The 26,319-nt window shown below is 55.4% G+C and carries 21 protein-coding genes; 6 read left to right on the top strand and 15 right to left on the bottom strand.

What is annotated here, in order from left to right; genetic code table 11:
• The first annotated feature begins 27 nt into the window (after positions 1-27).
• From RB_RS14910 to RB_RS14900, 3 genes are read left to right on the top strand one after another with little or no spacing between them, the layout of a single operon-like run.
• On the top strand, positions 28-927 hold the full coding sequence (locus RB_RS14910) for an ABC transporter ATP-binding protein (protein ID WP_011121329.1): 900 nt from the start codon (positions 28-30) through the stop codon (positions 925-927).
• Entirely contained in the window at positions 924-1,739 is an 816-nt protein-coding gene (locus RB_RS14905; RefSeq protein WP_011121328.1) for an ABC transporter permease, read from the top strand. The genes RB_RS14910 and RB_RS14905 overlap by 4 nt, the downstream gene beginning before the upstream one ends.
• 8 nt (positions 1,740-1,747) lie before the next feature.
• Positions 1,748-2,785 (top strand): ABC transporter substrate-binding protein, encoded by a 1,038-nt coding sequence (locus RB_RS14900; protein ID WP_164922054.1) that lies wholly within the window; start codon positions 1,748-1,750, stop codon positions 2,783-2,785.
• A gap of 39 nt (positions 2,786-2,824) precedes the next feature.
• Here RB_RS14900 and RB_RS14895 read toward each other — a convergent pair whose 3' ends face one another.
• The 13 genes from RB_RS14895 to RB_RS14835 form a co-directional block, all read right to left on the bottom strand.
• Positions 2,825-3,826 carry a lysophospholipid acyltransferase family protein gene (locus RB_RS14895; RefSeq protein ID WP_011121326.1) on the bottom strand — a complete coding sequence of 334 codons (1,002 nt, stop codon included), beginning with the start codon at positions 3,824-3,826 and terminating at the stop codon, positions 2,825-2,827.
• A 127-nt stretch (positions 3,827-3,953) separates the two neighbouring features.
• The gene (locus RB_RS14890) at positions 3,954-4,628 is read right to left on the bottom strand and encodes a hypothetical protein (protein WP_011121325.1); all 675 of its coding nucleotides are present in this window, start codon (positions 4,626-4,628) and stop codon (positions 3,954-3,956) included.
• Positions 4,629-4,699: 71 nt separating this feature from the next.
• Positions 4,700-4,981 (bottom strand): hypothetical protein, encoded by a 282-nt coding sequence (locus RB_RS14885; protein ID WP_231845665.1) that lies wholly within the window; start codon positions 4,979-4,981, stop codon positions 4,700-4,702.
• 171 nt (positions 4,982-5,152) lie between these two features.
• Positions 5,153-5,443 (bottom strand): hypothetical protein, encoded by a 291-nt coding sequence (locus RB_RS14880; RefSeq protein ID WP_007337613.1) that lies wholly within the window; start codon positions 5,441-5,443, stop codon positions 5,153-5,155.
• Positions 5,444-5,554: 111 nt separating this feature from the next.
• Positions 5,555-6,538: an alpha/beta hydrolase gene (locus RB_RS14875; RefSeq protein ID WP_011121324.1), complete on the bottom strand. Its 984-nt coding sequence runs from the start codon at positions 6,536-6,538 to the stop codon at positions 5,555-5,557.
• Entirely contained in the window at positions 6,535-9,285 is a 2,751-nt protein-coding gene (locus tag RB_RS14870; RefSeq protein WP_011121323.1) for an amino acid adenylation domain-containing protein, read from the bottom strand. The genes RB_RS14875 and RB_RS14870 overlap by 4 nt, the downstream gene beginning before the upstream one ends.
• Positions 9,282-10,646, bottom strand: a complete 1,365-nt coding sequence (ectB, locus tag RB_RS14865; protein ID WP_011121322.1) for a diaminobutyrate--2-oxoglutarate transaminase — start codon at positions 10,644-10,646, stop codon at positions 9,282-9,284. The genes RB_RS14870 and ectB overlap by 4 nt, the downstream gene beginning before the upstream one ends.
• A 161-nt stretch (positions 10,647-10,807) precedes the next feature.
• The gene (locus RB_RS14860; RefSeq protein WP_007329104.1) at positions 10,808-11,065 is read right to left on the bottom strand and encodes a (2Fe-2S)-binding protein; all 258 of its coding nucleotides are present in this window, start codon (positions 11,063-11,065) and stop codon (positions 10,808-10,810) included.
• Between the two features lie 301 nt (positions 11,066-11,366).
• On the bottom strand, positions 11,367-13,067 hold the full coding sequence (locus RB_RS14855; RefSeq protein ID WP_164922053.1) for a hypothetical protein: 1,701 nt from the start codon (positions 13,065-13,067) through the stop codon (positions 11,367-11,369).
• A gap of 2 nt (positions 13,068-13,069) precedes the next feature.
• Positions 13,070-15,124, bottom strand: coding sequence for a multiheme c-type cytochrome (locus tag RB_RS14850; RefSeq protein WP_164922052.1), 2,055 nt, complete (start codon positions 15,122-15,124; stop codon positions 13,070-13,072).
• Between the two features lie 227 nt (positions 15,125-15,351).
• Complete coding sequence (gene purN, locus RB_RS14845) at positions 15,352-15,951, bottom strand: phosphoribosylglycinamide formyltransferase (protein WP_007326621.1); 600 nt, start codon at positions 15,949-15,951, stop codon at positions 15,352-15,354.
• Positions 15,948-19,454 (bottom strand): isoleucine--tRNA ligase, encoded by a 3,507-nt coding sequence (gene ileS / locus RB_RS14840; protein WP_164922051.1) that lies wholly within the window; start codon positions 19,452-19,454, stop codon positions 15,948-15,950. The genes purN and ileS overlap by 4 nt, the downstream gene beginning before the upstream one ends.
• Before the next feature lie 97 nt (positions 19,455-19,551).
• Entirely contained in the window at positions 19,552-21,594 is a 2,043-nt protein-coding gene (locus RB_RS14835; protein ID WP_231845664.1) for a mu-protocadherin, read from the bottom strand.
• A gap of 421 nt (positions 21,595-22,015) precedes the next feature.
• Here RB_RS14835 and RB_RS14825 point away from each other — a divergent pair, with 421 nt between their 5' ends.
• Positions 22,016-23,263, top strand: coding sequence for a DUF1559 domain-containing protein (locus RB_RS14825; RefSeq protein WP_164922050.1), 1,248 nt, complete (start codon positions 22,016-22,018; stop codon positions 23,261-23,263).
• Positions 23,264-23,386: 123 nt separating this feature from the next.
• Here the strand turns inward: RB_RS14825 and RB_RS14820 are convergent, their stop codons facing one another.
• Positions 23,387-23,575, bottom strand: coding sequence for a hypothetical protein (locus RB_RS14820; RefSeq protein ID WP_011121312.1), 189 nt, complete (start codon positions 23,573-23,575; stop codon positions 23,387-23,389).
• Positions 23,576-23,823: 248 nt separating this feature from the next.
• Positions 23,824-24,849: a glutamine synthetase beta-grasp domain-containing protein gene (locus RB_RS14815; protein WP_164922049.1), complete on the bottom strand. Its 1,026-nt coding sequence runs from the start codon at positions 24,847-24,849 to the stop codon at positions 23,824-23,826.
• 358 nt (positions 24,850-25,207) lie between these two features.
• On the opposite strand from RB_RS14815, the gene RB_RS14810 reads away from it, so the two are divergent.
• Together RB_RS14810 and RB_RS14805 are read left to right on the top strand one after the other, a co-directional pair.
• Positions 25,208-25,801, top strand: a complete 594-nt coding sequence (locus RB_RS14810) for a hypothetical protein (protein WP_164922048.1) — start codon at positions 25,208-25,210, stop codon at positions 25,799-25,801.
• Between the two features lie 81 nt (positions 25,802-25,882).
• Positions 25,883-26,314: a peptidylprolyl isomerase gene (locus tag RB_RS14805; RefSeq protein WP_007326614.1), complete on the top strand. Its 432-nt coding sequence runs from the start codon at positions 25,883-25,885 to the stop codon at positions 26,312-26,314.
• Positions 26,315-26,319 lie beyond the last annotated feature (5 nt).

Genomic DNA, 26,319 nt, shown 5'->3' with positions numbered 1-26,319 from the left:
TTGTCGAATGATTAAACTCTGTTTGACATGAACGCCCTACCCGACAAGATCGATGCTGGCACCGCAGTCGTTTGCCGCGATGCCACGGTAACCTATCCCGGCGGTGTGTGCGCCCTCGATCGCATCAATCTAAGTGTCCGGCAAGGAGAAAGGCTGGCGTTTGTCGGCCCGAGTGGATGCGGTAAGACCACCCTGCTTCGGGTGATTGCCGGGTTGCAACCACTGACCAGCGGTGTTTGCCAGCGAAGCAACAAGTACCAACGAAGCAATGAGAGTGAGCAGCAAAACTTTGAAGGCACGCCCAAAAACAGCGACGATGGGAAAGTAGGACGTCAGCCGGCCGTTAACCGACGCTCGGTTGCCACATCGTTTGTCTTTCAGCAACCTGCTCTGTTGCCGTGGACCAATGTGCTCAAGAACGTTGCTTTGCCACTCACTCTGGGACGACGTCGCGAACGGGCGTCTGCGAAGGATCTGCGTGAGCGTGCGTTGGCGGCGATCAAGGAAGTGCAATTGACCGAAGCGGCGACGCGCTATCCCCATCAATTGTCCGGCGGCATGAAGATGCGAGCATCGATCGCTCGGGCATTGGTAACGAGACCTGAGTTCTTGCTGCTCGATGAACCTTTCGCGGCCCTGGATGACATGCTGAGAAATCAGCTGGGCCGGCTGTATTTGAAGTTGTGGGGGCATCACCGCTTCACCAGCATTTTGGTCACTCACAACATTGCCGAAGCGATCCAGCTCAGCGAACGTATCTGTGTGATGCATCGCGGAAGCATCGTCAGCGAAATACCCAATCCGCTTTCAACATCGAAGCCGCATAAGGACCTGAGACGAACCAACGAGTTTGCGGAATTCTTTGGCAAGGTCAGCGACGCTCTCGAGAACGCTGCGTCGTCCAATTCGGAAAGGGCGTTCTCATGAGCAGCGAGGTGCAACAGGGCTCAAAGTCGATTCGCGGAAACCGGTGTGAGTGGGCGTGGACCGCCTTCGCGGTGATCATGGTCGCGGCGTTGGGGATCGCCGCTTGGCATTTTGTTGTGAAGCTTTTCGATTTACCAAAGCTTCTCTTGCCCACACCCTGGCAAGTCGCGGAGGCGGGGTGGCAACATCGCGACGTCCTGCTGAAATCAGGTTGGATCACGCTGTGGACTGCAACAGTCAGTTTGTTCGTCGCGGTGATCATCGGTGGCAGCGTCTCGATCTTGTTCAGTCAGTCACGATTGCTGCGACGTGCGCTCTTTCCATATGTGGTGTTTCTGCAAACCGTCCCCATCGTCGCTATCGCTCCACTGTTGGTCATTTGGTCGGGTTACGAGTTTCGAACCGCGGTTATCGCGACTGTGATCATTTGTTTGTTTCCGATCGTCAACAACGTGACCACGGGGCTGACCTCGGTTCGTCCCGAACACAATGACTTGCTGCGAATGTATGGTGCCACGCGATGGCAGCGGCTTTGTCGCGTCCAGATCCCAACCGCCATTCCGTTTCTGGTGCTCGGTGCACGAATCAGCAGTGGGTTGGCCGTGATTGGTGCAATTGTCGCGGAGTTCTTTGTCAGCAACGGGGCTAACTATGAGGGGCTCGGCGCCGTGATGACGGGCTGGCAAGCTCGGACGATGACGGACGCATTGATGGCAGCTTTGGCAGTCTCTACGTTGTTGGGTTTGATTCTCTTTGGCGGAGTGAATCTACTGAGTCGACTGTTTTTGAAACGATACCTCCTCGTGAATTGAGTTCACCGATGCAATCGTCTGCCTACTCTGCAACCTTTCGCGCGTCTGAATGGATGCGAAGTTGGTCGTCCATCGGTTGTTTATTGCTCGTGGCAGGGACGGGCTGCTCACAAAAACCGGCAGACTCATCTGGTAATGAAACGAATGATTCGATTCGCAGTGTTTCGGTTCAGCTGAATTGGTACCCCGAAGTCGAGCACGGCGGCGTCTATCAATCAGTCGTCGATGGCACCTACGAGTCGCTGGGGCTCAACGTTGATATTCAGCCAGGTGGTCGCGCAACCCCGGTCGCACCGGAACTGGCTATGGGACGCAGCCAGTTTGCGATCACCAATGCGGACGATGTGGTTTTGTTTCGAGCTCAAGGTGCCGACGTGGTTGCCGTCATGGCAGCTGTTCAAGACCACCCGCGATGCATCCTCGTGCGAGCGGATAGTGGTGTCGAAAGCTTGGAGAACTTGTCGGGTTTGACGCTACAACGCCAAGCAGGCCGCGCGTACCTTACGTTTCTCGAAAAACGTGGCTATCTGAAAGACGTTCGCCAAGTGCCCTATCACAACAGCATCGCGGCGATGGTGACCGATCCGAAAATCGCGGTGCAAGCCTACAGCGTGGCGGAACCGTTGATCGCAGAACAGCAAGGCCTCGAAGTTCGCACGTTGATGGTTAGCGAGTTGGGGTGGAACCCTTATTCGAGCGTCTTGGTGACGACCGGCGATATGATTCGAGAATCTCCAGACATTGTTCGCGCGATGGTGGAGGGAACCGTCGCGGGTTGGAAAAAATTCTTGGATTCACCCGCACAGGCAAACGCCGCGATTCTCGATGCGAATCAACATGGAATGACCGAAGAGGCATTGCGGTTCGGAGCCGAGCAGATGGTTCCGCTCGCAATGCCGCGTGGAAACAGCAACGAGGTCGGCATGATGACCGACACTCGATGGCAAGAATTGGTCGATCAGATGATCGAACTGGAGTTGGTCAACGCGGACGCTGTGAAAGCGGAAGACTGCTTCACGACAGAATTTTTATCTGCTGAGATGTGAGTCCGCTTTTTGACCTGGCCAACTTTTGTGCCGTGCTGTTCAAGCAGCCTGCGAGGTCGACGCTGTTGAAACTGTACTTGCTTGCAGCGCTTTTTCACGCTTTTTCGCCAAACGCCGAGCGACCTTCTCGGGAGGCTTGCGCCAGCGTCGATGCAACCACCAGTATTGTTCGGGTGCCAAGTCGATCATCGATTCGAGTTGTTCGTTGTACCATTCGGTCAGTTGGCCGACTGATTGTCCATTCTCTGAACCTGTGGCGGGGTCCACGAGGCCCAGCAATCCCGATTCAAACTGCATCGGTTTGCCATCAACACGGCGTGTGTACACACTCAACATTGGTGCGCTCGCGGTCAGTGAAAATAGAGCAAGAGCCTTGTGGCATGATGCGGGGACGCCACAGAATTCGGTCCAAAGCCCTTTTTCGCCGGCGTGTTGATCACCCAAAAGGGAAAGCATGCCGCCTTCGCTCAAGTGCTTTTCGACGATCGGGGCACAGCCAATTTTATCGACCATGCTTTGGCCCTTCGCACTGCGAAAGTCCTCAACCCATTGGTGTAGATGTTGATTGTCCAGACGCCGGGCGATGGTCAGCGTGCCGACTCCCATCACACCCATGGTGTAACCACCGACTTCGAAGTTACCGAAGTGGCCGGTCACATAGACCGAAGGGCGATCGCTCAACATGTATTGCAACATCGTCCGGTTGCCATGGAAACGCACGTGTCGGTGCCAATTGCCGCGATGCAATCGTCGCTGAGCCCAGGCGACTTCGCAAACCATCAGCATCAAGTGATGCCACATCGCGAAGGTCAATTCTTTCTGCTTCCGCTGGGGCAGGTTGGGGAAAATCTTTGCCAGCGTCGTTTGAATGACCTGTTTTCGAACGGGCAGCGGACCGCTCAGGATCGCTGCCACGACACGGCAAAATCGATCGCCCATGTCCAATGGCATGACTTGGATTGACGCAACGATCAAACGCACCATCGCATAAGCAATCGCGTCGAGAGCTCGTTGACGCATCAGACGCAGACGCGATTTCACGGTTTCCTACCCGGATTCATGACGTTGAATGGTTTGGCTGGCGTTTCCTGTCCAGCTCGAATTTGCATCGCCGGGGTGGCGATGTCCAGCAATTTTGACGCAATTCGCCATGCGTCGCCAGATGAATTCAACGTCCGCCGAGTACCGTTTTGGATAGAGGAACCATGGGGGCTCGGACCGTGGTTTCAATCACCAGGCGGTTTTCGTCGCGAAACTCGGTGACGTAACCCGTGATGGTCCAGCGATCATCGTTGGAATCTTCTTCGATTGCCCGTGATATCCGGTCGAGCATGAGGTTTTCGGTCACCAAGGTCATCGGCACCGCGATGGCTGCCGGAGTGATCGGCAAGTCAGGATCTTCCAGGTTGGTGGAGTCAAACGTTCCGATCCCACGACCAATCGGTTGCTTCTTTCCGAGCAGCGTTTCTTCTTCTTGATTGGGTTTGCGAGCCAACCCGTGCTGGACCAGCGTGTCCAAATTCTGTTCCCGAACCGCATCTGGTTGCTCGGGCAGAAAACGCCATCGATGGCCGCTGAGGACGAAGCGTCCCGTGACCGGTCCGACGCGGGTGCCTTCTCGCAAAATCACTCCCGCGGTCGTCAACGGATCACCGGCATTCGCCGCACCATTGGACATGGGCGGCATCGTCTGGCGGTTGAAACTGGATTGCCCCGTCCCAACTGGATCCGCGGCGGACACTGCGACCACGCCAAGACAAAGAACGAACGGAGCGGCCAGCATCACGTGGGCGGTGAGCTTGCCAGCGATCAAATTGCATTTCGTCGATCGTTTGTTAGGCATGGATCGATCTCTTCACGCGAGGTGCAACGCTGTCATCAACGATGGATTCGTGATCATTCTCAGTGTGAGGGTCACTCTCGAGGCATCGCAATCGCGTGCAGGCTGACCACGGTGCCAACGGCGATCATCGCCAATCCCAACCAGCGTGGTGGGTGAACACGTTTGGTCGGTTTGGGGTGCACCTGCATTAGAAAATTGCTGAATGAATCTTGTGCGACCACATTGGACTTCTTTGACATCTTCGCCATCGCTCGAGTCGTTGGTTCGTTAAGAACAAACGAGTCGACCATTCGAAATTGGACGCCCAGCAATATCAGCAGGACTCCGATCATGAAGTACCGATTTCGATTCATGTCCATTGCGATCATTCCCATCACGCGTGAAGCCTACGCTCTGAACTGAGCGCTGCTGGAAATCATCGACTTGGTCGGCGGTCGAGCTCGAACGATCCGACTCAGAATCACGTTGTCGTGAATGACACGAATGGTGCAAGCGAATTCAATGAAGCGGTCGTGACGGTTGCATCACTTGGCAAATAAACCATCGACCAACGAATGAACATTTTCTCGAAACCCCGTCAGGGTTGAGTCGGACAGCAATTCGGATCGATTGCTCTTCATGATCGCAGCAGCCAACGGTTTGTGCTCCTTCCAATCGTCCAGCGTGTAGTCGCGAATGTCGACGTAAACGTCTTGCAGATTGTTGCTGATCTTCGGAACCAGGAAAAATCCTTCTTCACCACGTACCAGGTGGTAATGCATCGAACCGTACATCAGCACGGCCCCGGTCAACATTCCAAAGAAAAAACGAGACATCCAACCATTCCTTGACCAACGTTTTCAGAAGCTCAGCCGCTCCCGCTTCCTTCATCGTTCGTCATCGAGCGTCAAAAAGCAAGGGGATCTGCTGGCGGTCGATGCGTGTGTTCAATTTTGTTGAGCGAAATCAACGACACGTTCCGTTACCCGATCAACGACTATATTCCTGTCTTCGCAAAGAATCGCGACGTGGTCCATTTCGGGATAAAAATCCACGGTGGCCAAGTCGTTCCATTGAACACCGGGCAACATTTCAAAGAATTGCTCGGCGTAGTTGTAAATCTCCAACGCGCCTCCGGTGTAGATCATGTGCAGGCGGCACCCGCGATTCACTAGCTGCTGAAACTCCACTTCCGCAGCTTCGCGAGAGGGATACTCACGCAAATCCGATCCCATGGGCATGGTCGAGTATTCGGGGCCGGAGGAGTCGGGAAGCAAACGCAGCAACCAATTCATCGCCAAAGTTTTTCCAATGACCCGCCGGCTCAGGCGTTTCCACGCGGCCGATGAGGCGAGCCGTGGCGCGTAATGATGTCGAATCCGATTCCACCGAAAGCGACGCGTGGGGTAGCCACACGCATCCATCGTGATGATGCCGGATACTCGCGAATCTTTTTGCGCGGCATGAATCGAATCATCTGCGCCAGAGCACAATCCGAAGAGGATGACCTTTTGAATCCCGTGCTGTTCTTCGAGCCAATCGATCGCTTCGCGAATTTCATCACTGGCTCGATCGATCGAACGACCGCTGGCCCCAACTGGCAAGCTTTCACCAATGCCTGACAAGTCGAACCGGAACGATGCCACGCCGCGTCGGCCGAGTCGGCGTGCCATGTCAACGTGCAGTCGAAACGGTCCGGCGTTGTGTAGCATTCCTGGGGTAACGAAAATCACTGCCGTCTCGGCATCCACTGGATTGCTTGTTGGATGGAAAATGCCGACCAAATGGTGATGACTACCGAAGACGACTGCTTGTTCTGCAGCGGCACGGTCAGTGTGATTGCGTCCGGTTTCGTTCCGCTTTGACGGAACCAACGTAGGAACAATGGTGGAGCTGGCGAATGAAGTGGTGGGTGTGTTGGTTGGATTCATGATTGCACCTCGATTGCACTGCCGCCATCGAGCTTGTCGACCAGGAGTTGTGTGATGTGCCGAATCGCACCGGGTGATGAGAACGCCGATTCGTTGAGCTCGGGACGGTCCCAGCCAATTTCGTCGTCCATTTGAATGACGGAGCCAGTGATCGATGAAGGCGAATCATCGATTCCGGGAACCTCATAGTCTTGGCTGAGCAGCAACGTGGTCGCGGGAGCATCCTGCGATTCATTCAGGTCCAATTTCAACTGACTCAATTGCCGGCGTACCACGTGATTCAGTCGTGTGCCGTAGGCTTGGTCGATCGAACTCGACTCTCGTGGTCGTGCAAAACGTACTTCGTTGGTGAGCGTTTTTGCGTGAAGTTGGTCGAGGTTTTGAAGAAATGTCTCTCCACAAAAAACAGGGTCCCAAAGTAGCCGTTGATTGATCCCGGTAGCTGCCGAGCACGCCGCCAAGGTTGCTCCCAAACGGATCCCAATTAGAGAGACTGAATCAAGCTCATGTCGCTGACGCATCCAATTCGAGACATCGCGAATGTTTTTCATCATCACGTGCGGCGAGGCTTCCAGTGCGTTGCCGTGCGAGTTACCAGTTCCCGCGTAATCGAAGCGCAAGACATCAAAGCCCTGTTGAGCCAAATGCACGGCAAGCTGCTGCAAATTTCGATAGCTACGCGCGTACTCATGGCCATACGCATGACACAGCACAACCGCTCGGTTTCGTCGTGTTTGTCGCGAGGGTGGCGAGTAGTGCACCGCAAAAAGATCATGTGCACCGCTTGGCAGAAAAAACGCTTCCATCACTGGCAAACGATCCCGCTGAGATTGAATGGCTGCTGTCGCTTCGTCCGCTGTCTTTGATTCGTCGCCCAACATCGCTTGAATGTGACGAGCAGCGAGTTCAATCGTTGGGTTGGCAAAGAAATCTCGAACGGGAAGCTCCAATCCCAACTGGTTCTTGACCCGAGCAACCACCTGGGTCACCAACAATGAACTTCCGCCGAGCAGGAAAAAGTCGTCGTCAATTCCGATCTGCGGAACCTGCAGGACGGAGCTCCAGATCTCACACAGTTGGCGCTGCAAATCTGATTGAGGTTCAACGAGGCTTTCCTCGCGGGCCACGACGGCATGGCTGCTATCGGGAAGGCTTTCGCGATCAATTTTTCCGTTGATCGTTTTGGGGAATGATTCAACAAAAACGAAACGTGTCGGCACCATGTAAGGCGGCAATTTCTCTCGTAGGTGCTTGGCAATTCGAGCAGCAGTTGCGGGGAGTTCGCTCGACGCTTCTTTGTTGAGGCTGTTGGTAGGAAGTCTGTCTGCACCCAAGCCGATGTGCGCGAGCAGTGTGGTTTGCCCATCCATTGATTCGGCGGTCACCAATGCCTCTTTGACCTCGGAAATCGAAGTCAGTGCGGCTTCGATTTCTCCGGGTTCAATGCGGTACGATCCAAGTTTGATCTGATGATCGACTCGGCCACCAAAGTCGATGTTGCCATCATCCATCCAGCGGGCGATGTCTCCGGATCGGTACCAGCGTTGTATTTCGCCGTGCGAACTCGGACGTTCAATGAAGGCTGCGTGAGTCAGTTCTGGTCGATTGAGATAGCCGTCGGCCAATGCCGGACCACCGATGAACAGTTGCCCCGTTTCACCCACGGAGACTTCCGCCAAGTCTTTGTCGAAGATCGCCGCGGAATATCCGGGCAGAGGTTTTCCAATCGGCATGTTGGCACCGGCGAAGTCAGCTTCGGGTACGAATACTGTCGCGGTGACGGTGGCTTCCGTAGGTCCATAAGCGTTACACCACAAAACATCGTGATCGCAGATGGTTTGCCAACGTCGATAATGATCGACACTCACTTTTTCTCCCGTGACGACCATCAATCGGAGGCTCTTCGGAACGCGAGAACCGGTGGCGACCATCAAATCGACCCATTGATGCCAATAGGCGGTTGCAAGGTGGACGGCAGTGATTCGGAGCGAGTCGATGATGTGCGAAAGTTCATTGGCTGAATCGGCTCGTTCGAGCGGTCGCACCACGACGCAGCTACCGCACAACAATGGTGGGAAAACTTCTTCGATCGCTATGTCAAAGGTGAGCGTTGAGAACTGCAGCGTCCGGTCACTCGCATGCAACCGGTAGACTTCCATGTCCGCTTCGCAATAGGTCGTCAATGCAGCGTGATTGATCAGCACGCCCTTGGGGTTTCCCGTCGATCCCGAGGTGTACATGACATAGGCGAGTTGCTTACCAGTCAGTTTGAAATAGTCTTCTCGTATTGGGGAGGTGGACGAGTTCTCAGCGCGGATCAGATCCGATGCTTCCAACCAGTTGAGAGTCGCGATCGATTTTTCCGAGCTAGTCGAGGACTCATCGGCATCGAACAACGAACGATATTTCGCGTGGCCTATCAGCGTTGTGATTTCAGCGTCTTCCAGCATGAAACGCAGTCGCTCGGCCGGGTACTCTGGGTCCAAAGGCACGAATGCCGCACCGGCCAGATGAATTCCCAGCATCGCAGCGATGGCGATGGGACTGCGGTCGACACACATTCCCACTCGATCACCCGGCAGAACGCCGGCGGTACGTAGTGACTCAGCGATGTGACAAGATTGCAATCGCAGTTCGCGGTAGGTCCACGAGCAATCGTCTTGCACAACCGCAACACGATCTGGGGTTGATTCGCATTGCTTCCAAAACAGATCAATGAATGGCGGGATCGATTCGATAGACTTCATGAGACCACCATCGATGAACCAAACGAGGTGACCGGCGATCCTGTGGATGGAATGAGTGTTGGCGTGGTTGCGGAAGGATTTGGAAACACTGTTTGCAAGCTTTGTCGAAACAGTTGCAAACCTTGTTGGAGTTGTTGTTCCGGGATGTTCAGAGCCGGTATGAACTTCAGGACTTCGTCATCGCTGCCACAGGACTCCAGCAGCAAGCCATTTTGAAATGCGGTGTCGATGACCTTGCGAGCCAGATCGCCACGGCGAACGTCCAGGCCCCAAATCATTCCTCGACCGCGAAGGTCCCAGTTCTCGCTTACGTGTTCCGAAACGATGGACGACAAGAATGCTTGAAGCGTGTTGCTGCGGACTTGGATGCCATCCACGAATGAGCCCTCATTCCAGTGGTTCAAGACCGCGTTGGCCGCAACGAAAGCCAGGTTGTTGCCTCGGAATGTGCCAGTGTGTTGCCCCGGTTGCCATACATCGCACTCGGGGCGAATCATCACCAGCGACAGAGGTAGGCCGCCACCGATGGATTTCGAGAGACATATCAGGTCGGGCGATAAGCCGGCTTTTTCGAAGCTGAAGAACTCTCCCGTCCGGCCATTGCCAACTTGAATGTCGTCCACAATCAACAGCACATCGTGTTCGCGGCATAGCGTTTGGACTCGTTGCAACCATGCATCATTGGCGACGTGAATCCCGCCTTCCCCTTGGATCGTCTCTAGCACGACCGCCGCGGGGAGCGGCATTCCGCTGCTACGGTCGGTCAGCATTTTTTCGAGCAAGATGGTCGTGTCGAAATCGCCGAGGTAGCCGTCGTACGGAAGAAAGCTTACGTTGTTGTGCGACCCGTAGTATTCGCTGTGGTAGGACTGGTTCCCTGTTAGTGACAAAGAGCCCAGCGAATGGCCGTGGTACGCATTGGTGAATGCGACCACATGAGATCGTTTGCGATGTTGCTTGGCGAGTTTGATCGCCGCTTCGACCGCGTTGGTTCCGGTGGGGCCGGTGAACTGGATCTTGTAGTCCATCGATCGCGGTCGCAAAATCGTTTGCTCGAACCTGTCCAAGAATTGAGCTTTGGCCTCGGTCATCATGTCCAGCGAATGTTGGATCCCATCATGGGAGACGTAGTCCAACAATGCTTGCTTCACAGCCGGCGGATTGTGACCGTAGTTCAACGATCCAGCGCCGCAGAAGAAGTCGATGAACTGACGACCTTCCGCGGTCATCAATGTCGAGCCTTTTGCGGTTTGAAAGACGCTTGGGAAGAGTCGGCAATAACCCCGCACCTCCGATTCCAAGCGTTCAACGGTGTTGGTTGCTGAATCTGAAATGGATGTTGAACGACTCAACCGAAACACCTGCGATCAATGAAGAATTGCGAAGAACAAACTGGCATTGAAAAGCTAGAACGCCACCCTCTGCCGAACGGTTCTGGTCCCGTCAGCCACGAAAGTTCTTTGTGGGGACTGGATGCCTGTGTCGGTTGTTCGGGTTTTACCGAAGGTGTGGTTGGGAACGTTCAACCTTCCTCGGCTTGTTTTCGCCGGTATTCCTTGCGGTCGTTTTGGTATTGTTCCGGGGCAGGCAACGATTCGGCATTCGGGTCGGTGGAATCGAATAAACGTTGAAGGAACGGGCGGCACCAACCGCAACCTGTTCCGGCGCCAAAGCATTGGGACAGTTCGCTGACCCGCCGCGGTTTCTCCACCCGAATGAACTGCTCGACTTTTCGCCTCGGGACGTGGAAGCAAAGGCACAGGTTGTCGTCAGGTTTCATGAGAGAAATCGATGTGGAGGGGGAAGGCACCAAGTGATGCTATGAGCCAAGCCCTCGAGTTGAAACCCGTGTCTGCCAAATGTCGCCGCTCCGCGGCTTTGGGTTGGTGTTGCGGACCCGAGACGTCGGGTTGAAACCCGACGCTGTCGGATGTCACCGCTCCGCGGTTGGTCGGGGGATGCCTCGATTGCGTAGTCGCGGAGCGACGGCATTTGTCCAGCCTTGGGTTTCAATCCAAGGTTTTGAGGGGTTGAACCTGTTCCAAAGTCGCGGAGCGACGACAGTTGGACGAAGGGCAGCGTCAGAACTTCCAGCGGTATTCCATCCGGGTGCCGTACACATTGGGTAGATCGCTTCGCCAGCCGTGCATGACGTCGAAGCGGAGCAGTGTGCGGTTGGAAACCGGGAATTGATAACGCGTGCCAATGCCGAACTGGTCGCCTTGGACGAATGGGTTGGAGTCGCCGTGCTCGGTGAGGTAAGACGCTTCCAGTAACAATTGGCGATCGAGTTGATTGCCTATCAAATCGATCCCGATTGATCCGCCGACTGTGTCGAACCCAGTTGGGTCCAGCGTCGCAAATCCGTTCAGGCCATCGGTGTCGAAGTTGATACCGGTGTTGCGCAGGATGCCTCCACTTCCGCCCGCTCGAGCGACGGATTGTGGCCGTCCCCATCCAAAGAAGAAGTTCGCGTAAGGAACGACGGTCAATGGTGATGCGGTGATCAGGCTGTTTTCCCACAAGAATAAGCCGCCGTCCGCTGTCACGTCGGCATCGGGCAGGTCTTGTCCCGTATTGATGATCAATCGAAGTGAGTTACTGATTCGATCCAAGTATCGTTTGGTGAAGCTGACCGTCATGTTGTGATAGCTTCGACGCGAGTCATCGCGGTCTCGCAAGTATGCGTAGCCGGCTTCGATGTATCCCCCGTAAGCTTCGATGAAGCACGCCGTGCCGAAAGCTTGGGCGGCGTGTTCGTCCGCTCCAAACGCGTTGCTGTTGATTTGGTCGATCGCGGCAAAGAATGTCCAGTCGAAGTTGGCCCAATTCAACGCCCGACTATGACGCGCCGGGATCGCGAACGCGGCACCGGTCACGGCATCTTCCATCCAGATTCCGTTTTGGAACAGCAGTGGGATCAAACCGATCGTCACAGGCATTTCGGCAGGCGACGATTTTCCATGGAAGCCACCCCACATCGCCCCCAGGTCGCCTTCGAAGAACGCGGTCACAAAGTTAGGGTCGAAGACGCCTTGGTAGTCGAATTTTCCATCTTGGAAATCCACCCGGTTGAACTGACCATCGCGATCAAGCGGTCCTATGAATCCGTGGAAGCGTTCGGAATCGGTCAGACGCAGATCGAGGTCTAGATTCAGACGGCTGGCCCAATTGTCGGTCCGTCCCGCTGCGTTGCGTCCGGTGATGATGCCGGATCGAAAATCGCCGTACAAGTAAAATTGCGGGCGGGCCATATTGGTGCTGCCGAACCAGTTCTTGCCTCGTGGCGTGATGCCAGGGCCATAGAACGTGCGTCCCCATTCGATCCAAGGGCTTTGCGTTGGGACCGCGGCTTTCGCGTCATAGACCCACTGCTCGCGGGATCCATCGTGCCAGTTCGATTCCTGCGGTAGCGGAGTTGGGGAGAAGTCGTTTGCGAAGTGCGATACGTTTTCTAATCCAGCAGACTTTGCAAAGTCTGCAGCGGACTCTTCTTCCAATATCGATTGATCCGCGAAGGATGGCGATCCAAGCGAGACGTTCGCGTGGCCGGCGTAGTTGAAGTCCTGGCCTTCCTGAAACGGCGAAGGAGGCAGGACATCACTCGTGTTCGCCGCGATTGTTTTTGGTGGGCTCGGTGCCGTTTCCGGTTCGACAAGTGGTAAACGTTGTGGTCGAAGACGAACGGTTTGCGCAAACGAGTTCGCCGGCGCCATCGCCATTGCGAACATCGCCAGACACAACGCGAAAGTGCATTGGCACGAAGAACTGAATCGCAACATGATCAACGCACCATGAATGTGTGCGAGCCATGGCAGATGTCAATCATCCGCTCGTTCATTCGACGAATCATGTCCGGGGTGCTGTTGATCTGACGCATGAAGTACATCGGTTCGGTTCGGCTCCGCATTCGGACGCTCAACCGGTACGGTCCCGGGACTCGGAAGGCTTCGGCCGGGATGGTGTACTTGGCGATGCGGTGATCCAAGGGAGCGATGCTGTGCGCTTCCATCCGAATCAACGGCGGGTGGTTGAGCACACTGATCGGAAGAGCACCAGGTCGCAAGAAAACGAGTTGGTCGAGGCTGAAGTTCAACGGCAACGCAGCCTCGCGGTCAGTACCACGGACATTGTTGATCAAGAACTTCGTTTGCAAGTTGAACAAGTTCTTGTCGCGAGGGATCCGGCCTTTGGCCACTTCGACGCTGTGCATGTCGCAAAGGTCTGCATTCGCATCCAAGTAACCTGTTTCCCAAACGCGTTGATTGTTGGGATTGATCAAGACGGCGTTCAGCCAAAGTTGTGGTTGAGCACCGAGGGAACCGGTGGGCAAGTTGTGACCGGTGCTGATGTTGTCGACTCGGTAGCCCATCTTGAGCGGCATGCCGACTTGGGGAGTGGTGAAGAACACCGGATCGCTGACGTGAGCACCGGCTTCCAGCGTCATTGCCGAATAGCCGCGTTTTTCGTCCAGTTTGGCGATGTTGGCATCGATGATTTTGCGGCCGTCGCGTCGGTCGTCAGCGTTGTCCCAAGGTTTAGGGAAATGCATTCCGTCGGAGACATTGCGTTCGAACTCTTCGGTGCCCCATCCGGCGCGATCATCAAACATCAGCCATTGGCGTGGCGTGAAAGACTTGGCCTTGGGGTTGTGCGGGAAGATTCCCGGGTGCGCGATCGAGTAACCGGGGCCCCAGAATGTGTGATTGGAGTGTTTCTTGGGCTGACCGTAGGGTTTGCCCGATAGCTCCGCGACATGACATTCTTCGTATCCTTCTGCCTTGCCGGGGACGGCTCCCATGTGACAATCTTGGCAGGAGATTCCGCACTTAGCTGCGGGACTGCTGCGGTACTGGGCGTGAACGACTTCCAACGAGATACCTGGGTGCACGGCGACTTGGTGGCACGACGCACAGATGTCTGACTTGGTCAGTGGTTCGAAGAAGTACGAACCATTGTGAATCGCTTGGCCCGGCCCCTTTTGCTCCGCGTGGGTTTTCAGTTTGTTCTTTTCAGCATTGGCCAAGGCGTCCGCTAACCCAGCTCCGTTGCCACCTCGGCCGACGGGAGCATGGATGTTGCCCGGTTCGATGCGACGATCACCGTTGCTGCTTCGTCCGTAGTGTTCGTTGATTCGATGGCAGGAAACGCAGGTCACGCCTTCGCGAGCCACTGGTGGTTGATCCAAGATGCTGACCGTGCGCGGAATCTCCAGCTGAGTCGCGACAGGTGAATGGCATCGAATACAGAAGTAACCGACCGTGCCCTCGGTCAATTCCGTCATTGCCTGTTCAAATCGCTGGAACATCGGCGAGACGGCTGCGTAAGCGTGGCTGCTGACGCTCCATTCATCGTAGTGTTTTGGGTGACACGCACGGCATGACTCAGCGGACGGGTAACACTCTTCCGTCCATAGTCCTTCGTGCGGGTCTTTCTTTTCAGGATCCTTGGCCGCCGGAGGTTTGATCGGGTCGTTGCTACCAAGATTCGCGAGCGGATCGGCGTCTTCGGATGGATCGGCAAAGGCCGCTAGCGGATCAAGCTCGGCACCAACCAAGCGATCCGGGCGTCGCGGAAAGTTGGGCCTGATGGTGGCAACCGAGGCCGCTGCTTGGCGTCCGTACAACCGATTGCCCACGCCCAAAAGCTGCCCAACTTCGAGCAATTCTTCGTCGCTCAAGGTTTGCTGGCCGCTGTACGGCACGCCCTCGTCGGCGGCCAAGCTTCGCAGGGGCGTGAGCCCACTCCATAGGCCCAGCCAGAGCGTAAGAATCGCGAGCGTTTCACGACGAGGAATGATGAGCATCATCGTGTGAACCTGAACAACCCAAAATCGCATGGACAATCCGAACAAAGCCGACAAACACTTTGGGGAGATCGACCGGTAGCGTTCGGATCGTCCAGAAGCATCCGCGGGATGCGATCAAACGCCTCAACCGGCAAATCTTGCCAAGCCGAAGCGTGTGAGAATTGCGATCGAGATGTACATCAGGATTCGCGGTTTCATGCGTGGCGTTTCACGCATGAATTCAATAACCGCGACTGTTCTCAGATGTCTTGCGAGTTTTAGATGTCTTGCGAGGCGGCCATCATTCGGATGGCTTCGGGCAAGGTTTCGCATTCGAGTTTGAACACGCGCGACGCGAGGTCGTCAGGCGTGTCGGTCGGAAGAATCGGGCAAGCCTTCTGATGAATGATTGGGCCGTTGTCGTAGAGGTTGTCGACGTAGTGGACTGTGCATCCACTGATCTTTACCCCTCGCTCGATCGCCGCAGCGTGCACGTTGCGACCGTACATTCCCTTGCCGCCAAAAGCCGGAAGTAGAGACGGGTGGATATTGATGACGCGTTGTTCAAAATCGGTCGGAATCAAAACATGTTTTAGAAAGCCTGCCATGATCACATGCGTGGCTCCGGCCTTTCGGCACGGTTCAAACATGGCTTCGCGATAGGCTTCGTCGGACTCGAAATCGTTTTTGCGAACGACGCATGTTTCGATACCCGCGTCTTCGGCGATTTTGATTCCGCCCAATCCGTCTCGGCTGGCAATCACCAACCGAAAATCAATCGGCAATCCATGCTCGTCGCGATGACGAATCAAATTGGCCAGGGTACGACCGCCTCCACTGAGGAAGACGGCAACTTTCAACGTGCTTGCATCGCTCACTTGTCACTCACCTTGGCGACGTACAGTTCGCCGCCTTCGATAGCAACTTGTTGGGCGTTGGGCAGAGTGCCGATGACCAAATCGTCCGCCAACGTTTCACCGCAAATCATTGTGCGGTGTTCTTCGATCGCAGATTGAAGTTCCGCATCGGACGTTTCGACAGCCACTCGAATCCGATCGGTGTATTGGCAATCGAGTTCTTTGCGTTGACTTTGAATGCCGCGAATCAAGTCCTTTGCCAATCCTTCACGACGCAGTTCGGGGGTGACTTCGGTATTGAGCACGACGACGCATCCCGATCCTTGAGCAGCGGCCCATCCTTCACGAGCTTGCAGGCGAACCTCGATGTCTTCGCCATCCAACTTCAATGGACCCGACGCGAGTTCCAGTTCAACGAAGCCGGCCGTTTGAAGCTGAGTTAGCAATTGGTTGCCGTCCGCTTCGCCGAGCATCTTTTTGACCACGGGGATGTTCTTCCCAACTTTTGGGCCAAGCCGTTTGAAGTTGGGGACGATTGTGTATTGAACGTAGTCGCCGCCATCGGTCGTGTAGTCGACGGCTTTGACGTTCAATTCTTCTCGAACCAAAGCATCGTGGCTTTGCAACCAATCGATCGCCGAGTCGTCGGTCAGAATCACTTCGACCTTGGCCAGCGGCAAGCGAACTTTCAGCTTGGCATCCGCACGAGCCGATCGGCCCATCGAAGCAATTTCTCGAAGCAATCGCATCGAGTCGGAAAGTTTTTGATCGACGCGGCTGGCATCTGGTTTGGGGAAGTCACAAAGGTGAACGCTTTTGAGTGCCTTGTCACCAAACGGAGCGGTCAATTCTTGCCACAAAGTGTCTGCCAAGAAAGGAACAAATGGGGCGATGACCTTGGTCAATTCCAGCATGACTTCGTACAGCGTCCAGTACGCATCGTGCTTGTCGGGCGAATCTGAATCGGGGGCCCAGAAACGATCGCGACTTCGTCGGACGTACCAGTTGCTGAGACCATCGAGCAAATTCGTGATCGCTTGGCACGCGTTGTAATTGTCAAACGCGTCCATTCGGTCGATGACCGTTGCCAACGTGCGATGCAATTCGGAATGAATCCACCGATCGATCTCGCTTCGTTCGCTGATCGGGCGATAGGTCGGCGCAGAGGCGAGCGATTCCGGACTCAACTGTTCATCAACATCCGTCGCCGATGTGGGATCGAAGCCATCGATCTCCGCATAGATGGAGAAGAAGCTGTACGTATTCCAAAGCCGTAGCAGGAACTCGGGGATCGAATCGCGGATCGCTTGATCGGCGTAGATGATCGAATTCCAAGGTGCTTGGTTGGCAAAGAAATACCAACGCATCGCATCGGCACCGTACTTGTCAAAGATCTCCGACGGACTGCGATAGTTCCGAAGACTCTTGGACATCTTGCCGGTTTTCTTGGTGAACTTACCGTCGGCCTGCTCCGCCTCGGATTCCGATAGCAGCACCGTCTTCGGTTGACCTTCTTTGCCCGCGGATTCGTACCACTGCGACAACATCAATCCAAGCACGATGCAGTTGCGGAATGGGTGCGGGTAATCCGATTCGCTGTCACGCGACGGTGCGAGCTCATTTGCCTTCGTTCCGGCTTCTCGAATGGACGCACCTTCTCCGAAGAGCATCGTGCTGATCGCCAGTTGGCTGTAGAACCAACCGCGGGTTTGGTCGATCGCTTCGCTGATGAAGTCAGCCGGGAACTGCTCTTGGAATTGAGCGTCGTTTTGGTGAGGCCATCCCCATTGAGCAAACGGCATCGCACCACTGTCGTACCAGCAGTCGATGACTTCACTGACGCGTTGCATTCGGGCACCCGATTCGAATGGCGAATCGTAGGTGACCGAATCGATATACGGTTTGTGAACTCGCAAGTCGTCAGGCAGTTCTGGATTGGCCGCTTTCGCATTGTCCCAAACCTGGGTGCCGTCGACACCTGGTTTGGCCAGCAACTCTTCGTAGCTTTCGATAGCTTCCATGCGGCCGGTTGACTGGCAAACCCAGATCGGAAGCGGAGTGCCCCAGTAGCGTTCTCGGGACAATGCCCAGTCGACGTTGCTTTCCAGGAAATTCCCAAACCGACCATCGCGAATGTGTTCGGGTTGCCATCCGATCTTGCTGTTGTTTTTCAACATGAGATCGCGGAATTTAGTCGTCCGGATGAACCAGCTTTCTCGTGGGTACTGGATCAATGGGTCATCGTCCGCCCGCCAGCAGAACGGATAATCGTGCAGGTACTGTTCCAAGTGCAACAGTCGTCCGGACTCACGCAGCGTTCGCGTCAGTGTCTTGTCGGCTTCCTTGACCCAGACACCTTTCATCGATGCGAATTCGTCCGTGAATTTGCCATCGGGGCCGACCGCACACAGCAGTTCGGGACGCTGGCCATCGACAAATCGAGTTCGCTCCGTCACCAGAACTTCATGGTCGATTTCACCGAAGGCCGGGGCCAAGTGAACCAGACCACTTCCTGAGTCGGTGGTGACGAAGTCAGCTGCAACGACGCGCCAATAGAGAGACTCTTTTCCGCCGGTGACCAATTCGCCAGTCGGATCGTTCAGTCGAGTTTGGTAATCTTCAAACGGTGGTTGGTAACGTTGGCCGACGAGCGACTCGCCCGAGATTGTGTCGACAACGGTCAATTCGCGTTTTAGTTTGCCGGCAAGCGAATCGACCAAAGCGGCCGCCAAAACCAGTTCTTGGCCGGTCTCGGAATCCTTGACCACCGCGTATTCGAGTTCGGGCTTCACCGCCGCGTACATATTGCTTGGCAAAGTCCAAGGGGTGGTGGTCCAAACGACCAACGATCGTTCCGGTTGATCCACCAACGGGAACAACACATAGACACTTGGGTCAGCGACCTCGCGGTAGCCTTGGCCGACTTCGCCGGCGGACAGTGCCGTGCCACCTTGGGCCCACCACCACACGATTTTGTGACCTTGGTAGAGCAGCCCACGGTCGAACAAGTTCTTCAGCGACCACCAAACGCTTTCAACATAGGATTGATGGTAGGTCACATAGGCTTCTTCCAGGTTGACCCAGAACCCGAGTCGGCGGGTCAGCGTCTGCCATTCCTGCATGTAACGCCACACACTGGATTGGCATTTTTGGATAAAGGGTTCGACGCCGTAAGCTTCGATTTCTTCTTTGCTATGGATGCCAAGTTCTTTGCCGACTTCGACTTCGACGGGCAAACCGTGCGTGTCCCAGCCCGCTTTTCGTTCGCAGCGGTAACCTCGCATGGTTTTGTAGCGAGGGAAGACGTCTTTGATCGCGCGAGTCAGGCAGTGCCCGGGGTGAGGCATGCCGTTGGCGGTCGGCGGGCCTTCGTAAAAGACGAACGTTGGTGCGTTGGCGCGACGGGCGAGCGACTGCTCGTAGATCGAATGCTGGTCCCAAAACGCCAGCACCTGCTCTTCGAGAGTCGGGAAATGGGGGCTTGCGGCAGGGGCACGAAAAGCGGCGGTCGAATTCGCGGACACGTGATAACCGGACGAATGAGATGGGAATGTCAAAACAACGCATAGTTTTATGCGTTGAAGGACATTTCCCCCACCCCCGTCCGATTCGCGGGGCTTCTTAGGCGACCGCGGCCGCGTTGGAGCTTGCCGCGGCACGCTTCGCCGCCACCATTTCCTGGTATTTCAGCCGCAGAACGTTCAGCCAGTACATGAGGTACAGGTTGGCGACAAAGGATACGAGCAGCAACGCATTGAAGAGAGTCTGCGTGGCCACCTTTTCGCGGTTGGATCGATCGCCGTTGTCGGACGTTGCTCCGGTCGTGGCACCTGCGGCATCGAGCGAACTGGAATCGGTGCCTCTGGGTGGTGCGGTGCCGGCATTGAGGGCTCCAGTCGGAGGCCCACCAGTGGACGTGTTGTTGCTCGCCAAGAGGGGCGGAATTGTGTTTGGATAGCCCGCGTTTTGATAAGGGTATCCTGTGGCCGGATTGATGTATGGATTGATCGGCGCGGAGGTCGGAACCGTTCCGTAGTTCGGCACCTGAGGGTACTGAGTTTGGGGTTGAGCCGTGTTCGGATATCCGTTCGACGGGAAGCTAGCTTGTCCGGTCGGGATCGTTGGCTGCGTGTTGGCGGTTGGGTTCGTCTGGCCGGTCGAAGCGTACGGATTCGCCGGAGCACCGGTGGCGGTGTTTCGATTGTCGGGATAGCCGGATGCAGCCGATCCGGTGCCGGTCTGTCCGTAGCCATTGCCTGTTTGATTGGCAAACGTGGCATCCGTGGAATTTCGACCGGGTTGAGCCGTTGGTGGCGCAGCACCCGGGAACGGGTTGTTGCCGGAATATTGAGGGTTGCTCGCTGGATCCGTGTTGGCGTTTGTGCGATTGTCGGCATAGCTCGAGGCATCAATCGGTCGGCCGTTCTGGTCGATGCGATCGCCATAAAAGTTCAAGCGATATCCAAAGCGATCGACCGGATTGCCGGCGTCGTCGAAGTCGTAACCGTTTTTGGGCAGCCGAGCTGCTTCGGCCGCGGTCAAGTGCGGAGCGTATTCATCTCTTTGGATCGTGTTGTCTCGGTTAGCCGCTGTCGTGGAGTACGGGTTTTCGCGACGTGAGGACGAGTTGGCGACGGTATCCGAGCTCGATTGTCCGTAGGGGCTTTGTCCACTGATCCCACTGGGCATTTGATTGAAATTGCCCGTGTTGAGTCCCGGGTTTGAGGTGTTTCGGTTGGTGGCTTCTGATCCGGGTCTAGACGTCGCACTCGTGCTGGATGCGGTGGCGGAATTGTTAACGGGAGCGGTGGAAGGACGCTGAGCAGGTCGCTCTCCCAATGCGTACCAGTCGTCGTCATTGTTGGGCCAAGGCGGAGCAGTAGTTCCCGTGGATGCGGCCGGGGCTGTCGACGGGCCGCCGGTTCGGGCGGCGCGATCGGTGTTGTTCAGATTGGCATTTCCTGAACCGGTGAATGGTGGTGGGGCAACGGTTGTCGAGGGATCGCGATTTGCCGCGGCCGCATTCGTCGGAGCGGTGCTCGGCGTGCCCAGGCCGAACGAACGCCCGAAGGCTTCGGCACCTGCACGAATGCTCTCGTTAATGGAGCCGTTGTTTGCGGCTCCTGTTGCGGCGGGGCCTTGCGCCAGCGAAGGTGGCATGCTGAAACCGCCGGTAGGTGCTCCGCCGGTTGGAGCGGGAGCATCAAATCCTCCAGGCATGCTCATGCCATTGGACTGAGGCTTCATCAAGCGAGTGACACTGGGCGAGTTGACGTTTCCCGGGATGATGCCCGATTGCATCGAATTGGATGACATGGGAATCGGAATCGGGCGACGATCGTCCGAAGCGATTGGTAATCCACGAAGCGCATTTTCGTCCGAGACAACCTGCGAGACACCGGAGGGATGCGATGCGTTCGTTTGCATCCAATTCGCAGGCATCTGTCGAGGAACGGGGCCGTCGCCCACGCGGATCACGATTTCGCTGACGCGTCCTCGCACTTCCGGCGAAATCGTGCTGGTAATCTCACCGACACGTTCGAGTTGATCGAGCTGGTCAGGCGGGACTTGGATGATGTATTTCACCCCATCGGCACCGTCCGGAGTCCATCCGAAAGTGATGCCCATCGTCGCGACCAACAATAACGTCACAGCGCCACCCATGGCACAATCCTTTGCTGTGTTCAGTTGTGGGCTTGGAAGCACATTCCGAGTGATTCACATCGCAGCCCATCGGGTTTCACGCCAAATCGTACCGGCGATGGTTGACTGAGGTAAAGCCCGATGTGGGGTGAAAACGCAAGACTGTTCGGTGAAGGAGCTCGCGGCAATGACAAGCCATCCTGAAACCGGTTGCAGAACAACCTTCGATATGACGGCAGGTGTTTTTCGCATCCGGGGGGTGGTTGCTAAGGCAGATAAGTGACCTCTGAACGGGTGTTTTCGTGAGATTAACTCGCGAAAAATGCGTTTTCAGACGCGATGTTACTATTCCCGGGGTCGACAGTATCCCTAAGATGGAAAGGCACTCGCTCTGCTCGTATTGAGTGCGTGTATTTTCGTATTGTTGCTAGGAGATATTGTTATGAAGCGTTTTCGTCTTCCACCGAAGGGTTTCACTTTGGTGGAGCTTTTGGTGGTCATCGCCATCATTGGCGTTTTGGTGGGGCTACTGCTACCTGCAGTGCAGGCAGCCCGAGAAGCAGCTCGTCGGATGAGCTGCAGCAATAATTTCAAGCAGTTGGGGTTGGCGATGCACAACTACCACTCGGCGTACAACCAGCTTCCAATTCATGGAGTTGGGACCGGTAGTACCGACGGTGGAGCAGCGCCTTTTGGTAGCACGGCTCGGACTTCAAATTGGTGGACGAATTATGGCGATGCTAATGCTTGGCGATTGAGCATGTTGGTTGGGCTAACTCCGTTCGTTGAGCAGCAAGGATTGTGGGAGGAGATTAGCAATCCGAGTCTGATCAATGCTCTCGACCTAACCACGCCTTTGACAACGCCGTGGCCAGCAATGGGGCCAACGGTGGAGCACTTGCAGTATCGCCCGTGGATGACCAACCTTCCCATGCTTCGCTGTCCAAGCGATCCCGGACAAGGCCTGCCAGGTCAAGGTCGTACGAACTATGGCGCGTGCCTGGGGGATTCGATGGAGTGGTCTGTGCGTGGGACAAAACTGCACCACGACCCATCTGGGGAGAAAGTGAGCGACAACGGCTGGTCGCAACGATCGCGGGCTGCAGACCGAGGTATGTTTGTCCCACACACGACTTCCAAGTTCCGCGATGTTCTCGATGGTCTCTCCAATACCATTGCCATGGCGGAGTTGATTACTGATCTGGGCGATCGTGATACCCGGGGCATCCAGTCCATCAACGGCAATCCACCGAACGAAGTCAGATTGAATCCCAATTTCTGCGTCGAAGACGGTCAAATTGATCCGGAACGACCGCAGTTTTGGCTGGCGGGAACACCGATTCAAGGTGTGAATGGTGGGCGCGGCTACAAGTGGGCCGACTTCCGTCCCAATTTCAGTGGCATCCACACGATTGCTCCACCCAATGCGGCTATTTGTGGAGGCAACAATGCCGGGCAGACCGGGATGTTCCCGCCATCGAGTCGTCACCAAGGCGGGGCTCATATTTTGATGGGTGATGGGGCGGTCAAATTCATCACCGACTCAATCGATGCAGGGAATCAAAACCATGAGATGGTTTGGCAGAATGCATCAATGGCAACCGCGAAACCAGGGTCGAAGAGCCCTTACGGTGTCTGGGGAGCCTTGGGAACCAAAGGTGCTCGTGAGATCATTGACGAAGAGTTTTGATGCTTCTCGTCTAGGTTGAGAATAGAAAAAGCCGGCTTCGTTCTTTGAGCGAAGCCGGCTTTTTTATTTGTACCGGGCGAACTGGCGTGAAGCCGAGGTCGCGTGCACCGTAGAATTCGTTTACTAGGGCTTTGTGTTGAGCGAGTCATCCATTGCGGCTTGTTCTTTGGCTTGTTCCGCTTGGTAGGCTTCAATCGCCGACTGGTCGGCGTCTTCCAATGCAGTGCCTGGTTGTGATGGGCATCCGATAGCGGTGCCTAGCGTCAGGCAGCAGACAACAGCGAAGGCGCGACGAAGATTCGAGGCGTTCATAGGGGGCTCCGGTCAATAACTCGAAAAAGGACAGGCGTCAACGAAATGGACGCGGGCTCGCAATTGTAACCGTTTGGAACAGGGTGGGTGTTGTTCTGAGCGGTGCCTGGCAGATATGAAACCGATGTCAGCGCAGAAAAAATGCCGAGTCACCTGGGTGACTCGGCATCGAATTTCAGAGTGATATCGACCGCGGCAATCGGAATCGCTCACAATCGAATCGGCTCAGCAGCCTGGGCCGGGATGGTTCAAACGCCGGCTGGGACGTTGGCTGTCTTGACCGTTGCGATGATTGCACTGGCAACCATGTATGGGTCAGCGTTCGAAGCTGGGCGACGATCTTCCAACCAGCCCTTCCAGCCCTTTTCAACCGTGGCGATTGGAATGCGGATCGATGCACCGCGGTCCGAGATGCCGTAGCTGAACTTGTCGATCGATTGCGTTTCGTGCAAACCGGTCAAACGCTGATCGTTGTCAGCACCGTAAACATCGATGTGCTCGGTGATACGAGGCTCGAAGGCTTGGCAAATCGCTTCGTAAACTTCTTTGCTGCCGCACGTACGCAGGGTCGTGTTGCTGAAGTTGGCGTGCATGCCGCTGCCGTTCCAGTCACCTTTGACTGGTTTGCAGTGGTAGTTAATTTCCATGCCGTACTTCTCGCCGGTGCGATCCAGCAAGTAGCGTGCGAGCCAAATTTCGTCACCAGCTTGGGCTGCGCCCTTGGCGAAGATTTGGAATTCCCACTGGCCCATCATGACTTCGGCGTTGATGCCTTCGACGTTCAAGCCAGCTTGCAAGCACAGTTCGAGGTGCTCTTCGACGATTTCACGACCGACTGCTTTGCCAGCACCGACCGAGCAGTAGTAAGGACCTTGAGGTCCTGGGAAACCTTCAGCAGGGAAGCCGATTGGTTTCTTGGTTTCTGGATCGAAGATCGTGTACTCCTGTTCGAAACCGAACCAGAAGTCATTGTCATCGTCTTTGATCGTTGCACGGCCGTTGCTGCGGTGAGGCGTGCCATCGGCATTCATCACTTCGCACATCACCAAGAAGCCGGTGCCCAAACGATCCGGATCGGGAAGGCAGAAGACGGGCTTCAGCAAGCAGTCACTGGCTCCACCGGGCGCTTGTTCGGTTGACGAACCGTCGAACGACCACATTTCGGCATCTTCCACTTTGCCGCTGAAGTCTTCGACGATTTTGGTTTTGCTGCGCATGCTCTGGGTCGGTTGATAGCCGTCGAGCCAGATGTATTCCAACTTACACTTGGTCATGGATGCGAGTCTCCTAAAGACTTTTTTGGTGCCCGTGGCGGTCTTGCCAGAGCAAAGAATGAAACTGTCAGACAAACGGTTCTACCCAACCGCAGCAATTAAAAATGAACCAGCGTGATTCACTTCGATGCAGCCAACGGCCCTTAAAATACCCGAATTGACACGGATTACCAATGCTCAGAAACGGAAGATTCCGGGGCGGTACCAAATCCGAATGCATTTGGGTTTAATGTTCGCTCTGTTACGAAGCAGCTGAATGTGCCAGCTTGGTAAGCATTGCGGGAGCCATGGCGGTCAACGCAATCGTCAATTGCTTGTCAGGGAAGAATCTTCACCATCGCGTGGGCGAAACGGAATCATGTCCAATACACCAAACGATCCATTTGATCCCAATCGGGTCTATCAAAATCCATTGACTCCCGAAGTCGTTGGTGGTCCCGGGGGGCCCGGTTCTCAACCACCCGCCAAGAAAAAATGGCCGATGATTCTCGCGATCGTCTTGGGCCTCGGTTTTGTCTCCATGCTGATTTGCTGTGGCGTGCTGTGGTTTGCGATGTCCAAAGTCGGCGGGTTGGGTGCCGTTTTCGAGCCCGTTCGAGCCGACCTGAACCGAATGCCCGAGGTCACCGATGAGATTGGCGAGATCGAGTCGATGTCGATGAACTTTGGCGAAACCGTCAACGAAGCCGAACAGAATCCCGACTTCATCGTCTTTGATTTGGAGGGAACTAGCGGTTCCGCCAAAGCAGCGGTGAAAGTGGGACCAAGCGGCGGGGTCGAGGAAGCCATTTTGATCCTGCCCGATGGAACTCGCAAAGATCTCGATCCTTCGAATCAGTCCTCGGCAGTTCCCGATGGATTTGGTTCCGACGACGAGTCCATCGATGAAATGACTTTTGAAGACGAAACAGAGCGAGAACTTCGCGAATTGGAATCGTCGCTCGATTTGTGAATCGTGTGACAGACGCGATTGGCGTCATTCCTCTCATCCCGTACCAACGAACCGTTTTTACTTCTTAGACGAAAGTGACCGATGAAAGTTGCCACCTTTGATACCGATCGCGGAACGATTCGCATCGAATTGTTTGACGACAAAACTCCTAAGACCGTTGAGAACTTCGAAACGCTCTGCGAGAAGAAGTACTACGACGGATTGGTTTTCCACCGCGTGATCCCCAACTTCATGGTCCAAGGCGGTTGCCCCGAAGGCAGCGGGCGTGGTGGACCCGGTTACCAGTTTGAAGATGAGTTCCATCCCGAGCTCAAGCATGATGGTCCCGGCGTTTTGTCGATGGCCAACGCCGGTCCCAACACCAATGGGTCGCAATTTTTCATCACTCATGAAGCTCAGCCTCACCTCGACAATCGACACAGCGTGTTTGGCAAAGTCATCGAAGGCCAAGACGTCGTTGATGCGATCGAGCAAGGCGACACGATGAAGACTGTTCGCGTCACCGAAGAATGAGTCGA

It is taken from the genome of Rhodopirellula baltica SH 1 (genome assembly GCF_000196115.1).
Taxonomy (GTDB): domain Bacteria; phylum Planctomycetota; class Planctomycetia; order Pirellulales; family Pirellulaceae; genus Rhodopirellula; species Rhodopirellula baltica.
This window is presented reverse-complemented; position numbering and strand designations above follow the sequence as displayed.

Excerpts from the sequence above, each read along its gene's own strand:
- RB_RS14910 (WP_011121329.1), top strand. The coding sequence starts at position 28 with ATGAACGCCCTACCCGACAAGATCGATGCTGGCACCGCAGTCGTTTGC.
- RB_RS14905 (WP_011121328.1), top strand. The coding sequence starts at position 924 with ATGAGCAGCGAGGTGCAACAGGGCTCAAAGTCGATTCGCGGAAACCGG.
- RB_RS14900 (WP_164922054.1), top strand. The coding sequence starts at position 1,748 with ATGCAATCGTCTGCCTACTCTGCAACCTTTCGCGCGTCTGAATGGATG.
- RB_RS14890 (WP_011121325.1), bottom strand. The coding sequence starts at position 4,628 with ATGCCTAACAAACGATCGACGAAATGCAATTTGATCGCTGGCAAGCTC.
- RB_RS14885 (WP_231845665.1), bottom strand. The coding sequence starts at position 4,981 with ATGAATCGAAATCGGTACTTCATGATCGGAGTCCTGCTGATATTGCTG.
- RB_RS14880 (WP_007337613.1), bottom strand. The coding sequence starts at position 5,443 with ATGTCTCGTTTTTTCTTTGGAATGTTGACCGGGGCCGTGCTGATGTAC.
- RB_RS14875 (WP_011121324.1), bottom strand. The coding sequence starts at position 6,538 with ATGAATCCAACCAACACACCCACCACTTCATTCGCCAGCTCCACCATT.
- RB_RS14870 (WP_011121323.1), bottom strand. The coding sequence starts at position 9,285 with ATGAAGTCTATCGAATCGATCCCGCCATTCATTGATCTGTTTTGGAAG.
- RB_RS14860 (WP_007329104.1), bottom strand. The coding sequence starts at position 11,065 with ATGAAACCTGACGACAACCTGTGCCTTTGCTTCCACGTCCCGAGGCGA.
- RB_RS14855 (WP_164922053.1), bottom strand. The coding sequence starts at position 13,067 with ATGTTGCGATTCAGTTCTTCGTGCCAATGCACTTTCGCGTTGTGTCTG.
- RB_RS14850 (WP_164922052.1), bottom strand. The coding sequence starts at position 15,124 with ATGCGATTTTGGGTTGTTCAGGTTCACACGATGATGCTCATCATTCCT.
- RB_RS14835 (WP_231845664.1), bottom strand. The coding sequence starts at position 21,594 with ATGGGTGGCGCTGTGACGTTATTGTTGGTCGCGACGATGGGCATCACT.
- RB_RS14825 (WP_164922050.1), top strand. The coding sequence starts at position 22,016 with ATGAAGCGTTTTCGTCTTCCACCGAAGGGTTTCACTTTGGTGGAGCTT.
- RB_RS14820 (WP_011121312.1), bottom strand. The coding sequence starts at position 23,575 with ATGAACGCCTCGAATCTTCGTCGCGCCTTCGCTGTTGTCTGCTGCCTG.
- RB_RS14815 (WP_164922049.1), bottom strand. The coding sequence starts at position 24,849 with ATGACCAAGTGTAAGTTGGAATACATCTGGCTCGACGGCTATCAACCG.
- RB_RS14810 (WP_164922048.1), top strand. The coding sequence starts at position 25,208 with ATGTCCAATACACCAAACGATCCATTTGATCCCAATCGGGTCTATCAA.
- RB_RS14805 (WP_007326614.1), top strand. The coding sequence starts at position 25,883 with ATGAAAGTTGCCACCTTTGATACCGATCGCGGAACGATTCGCATCGAA.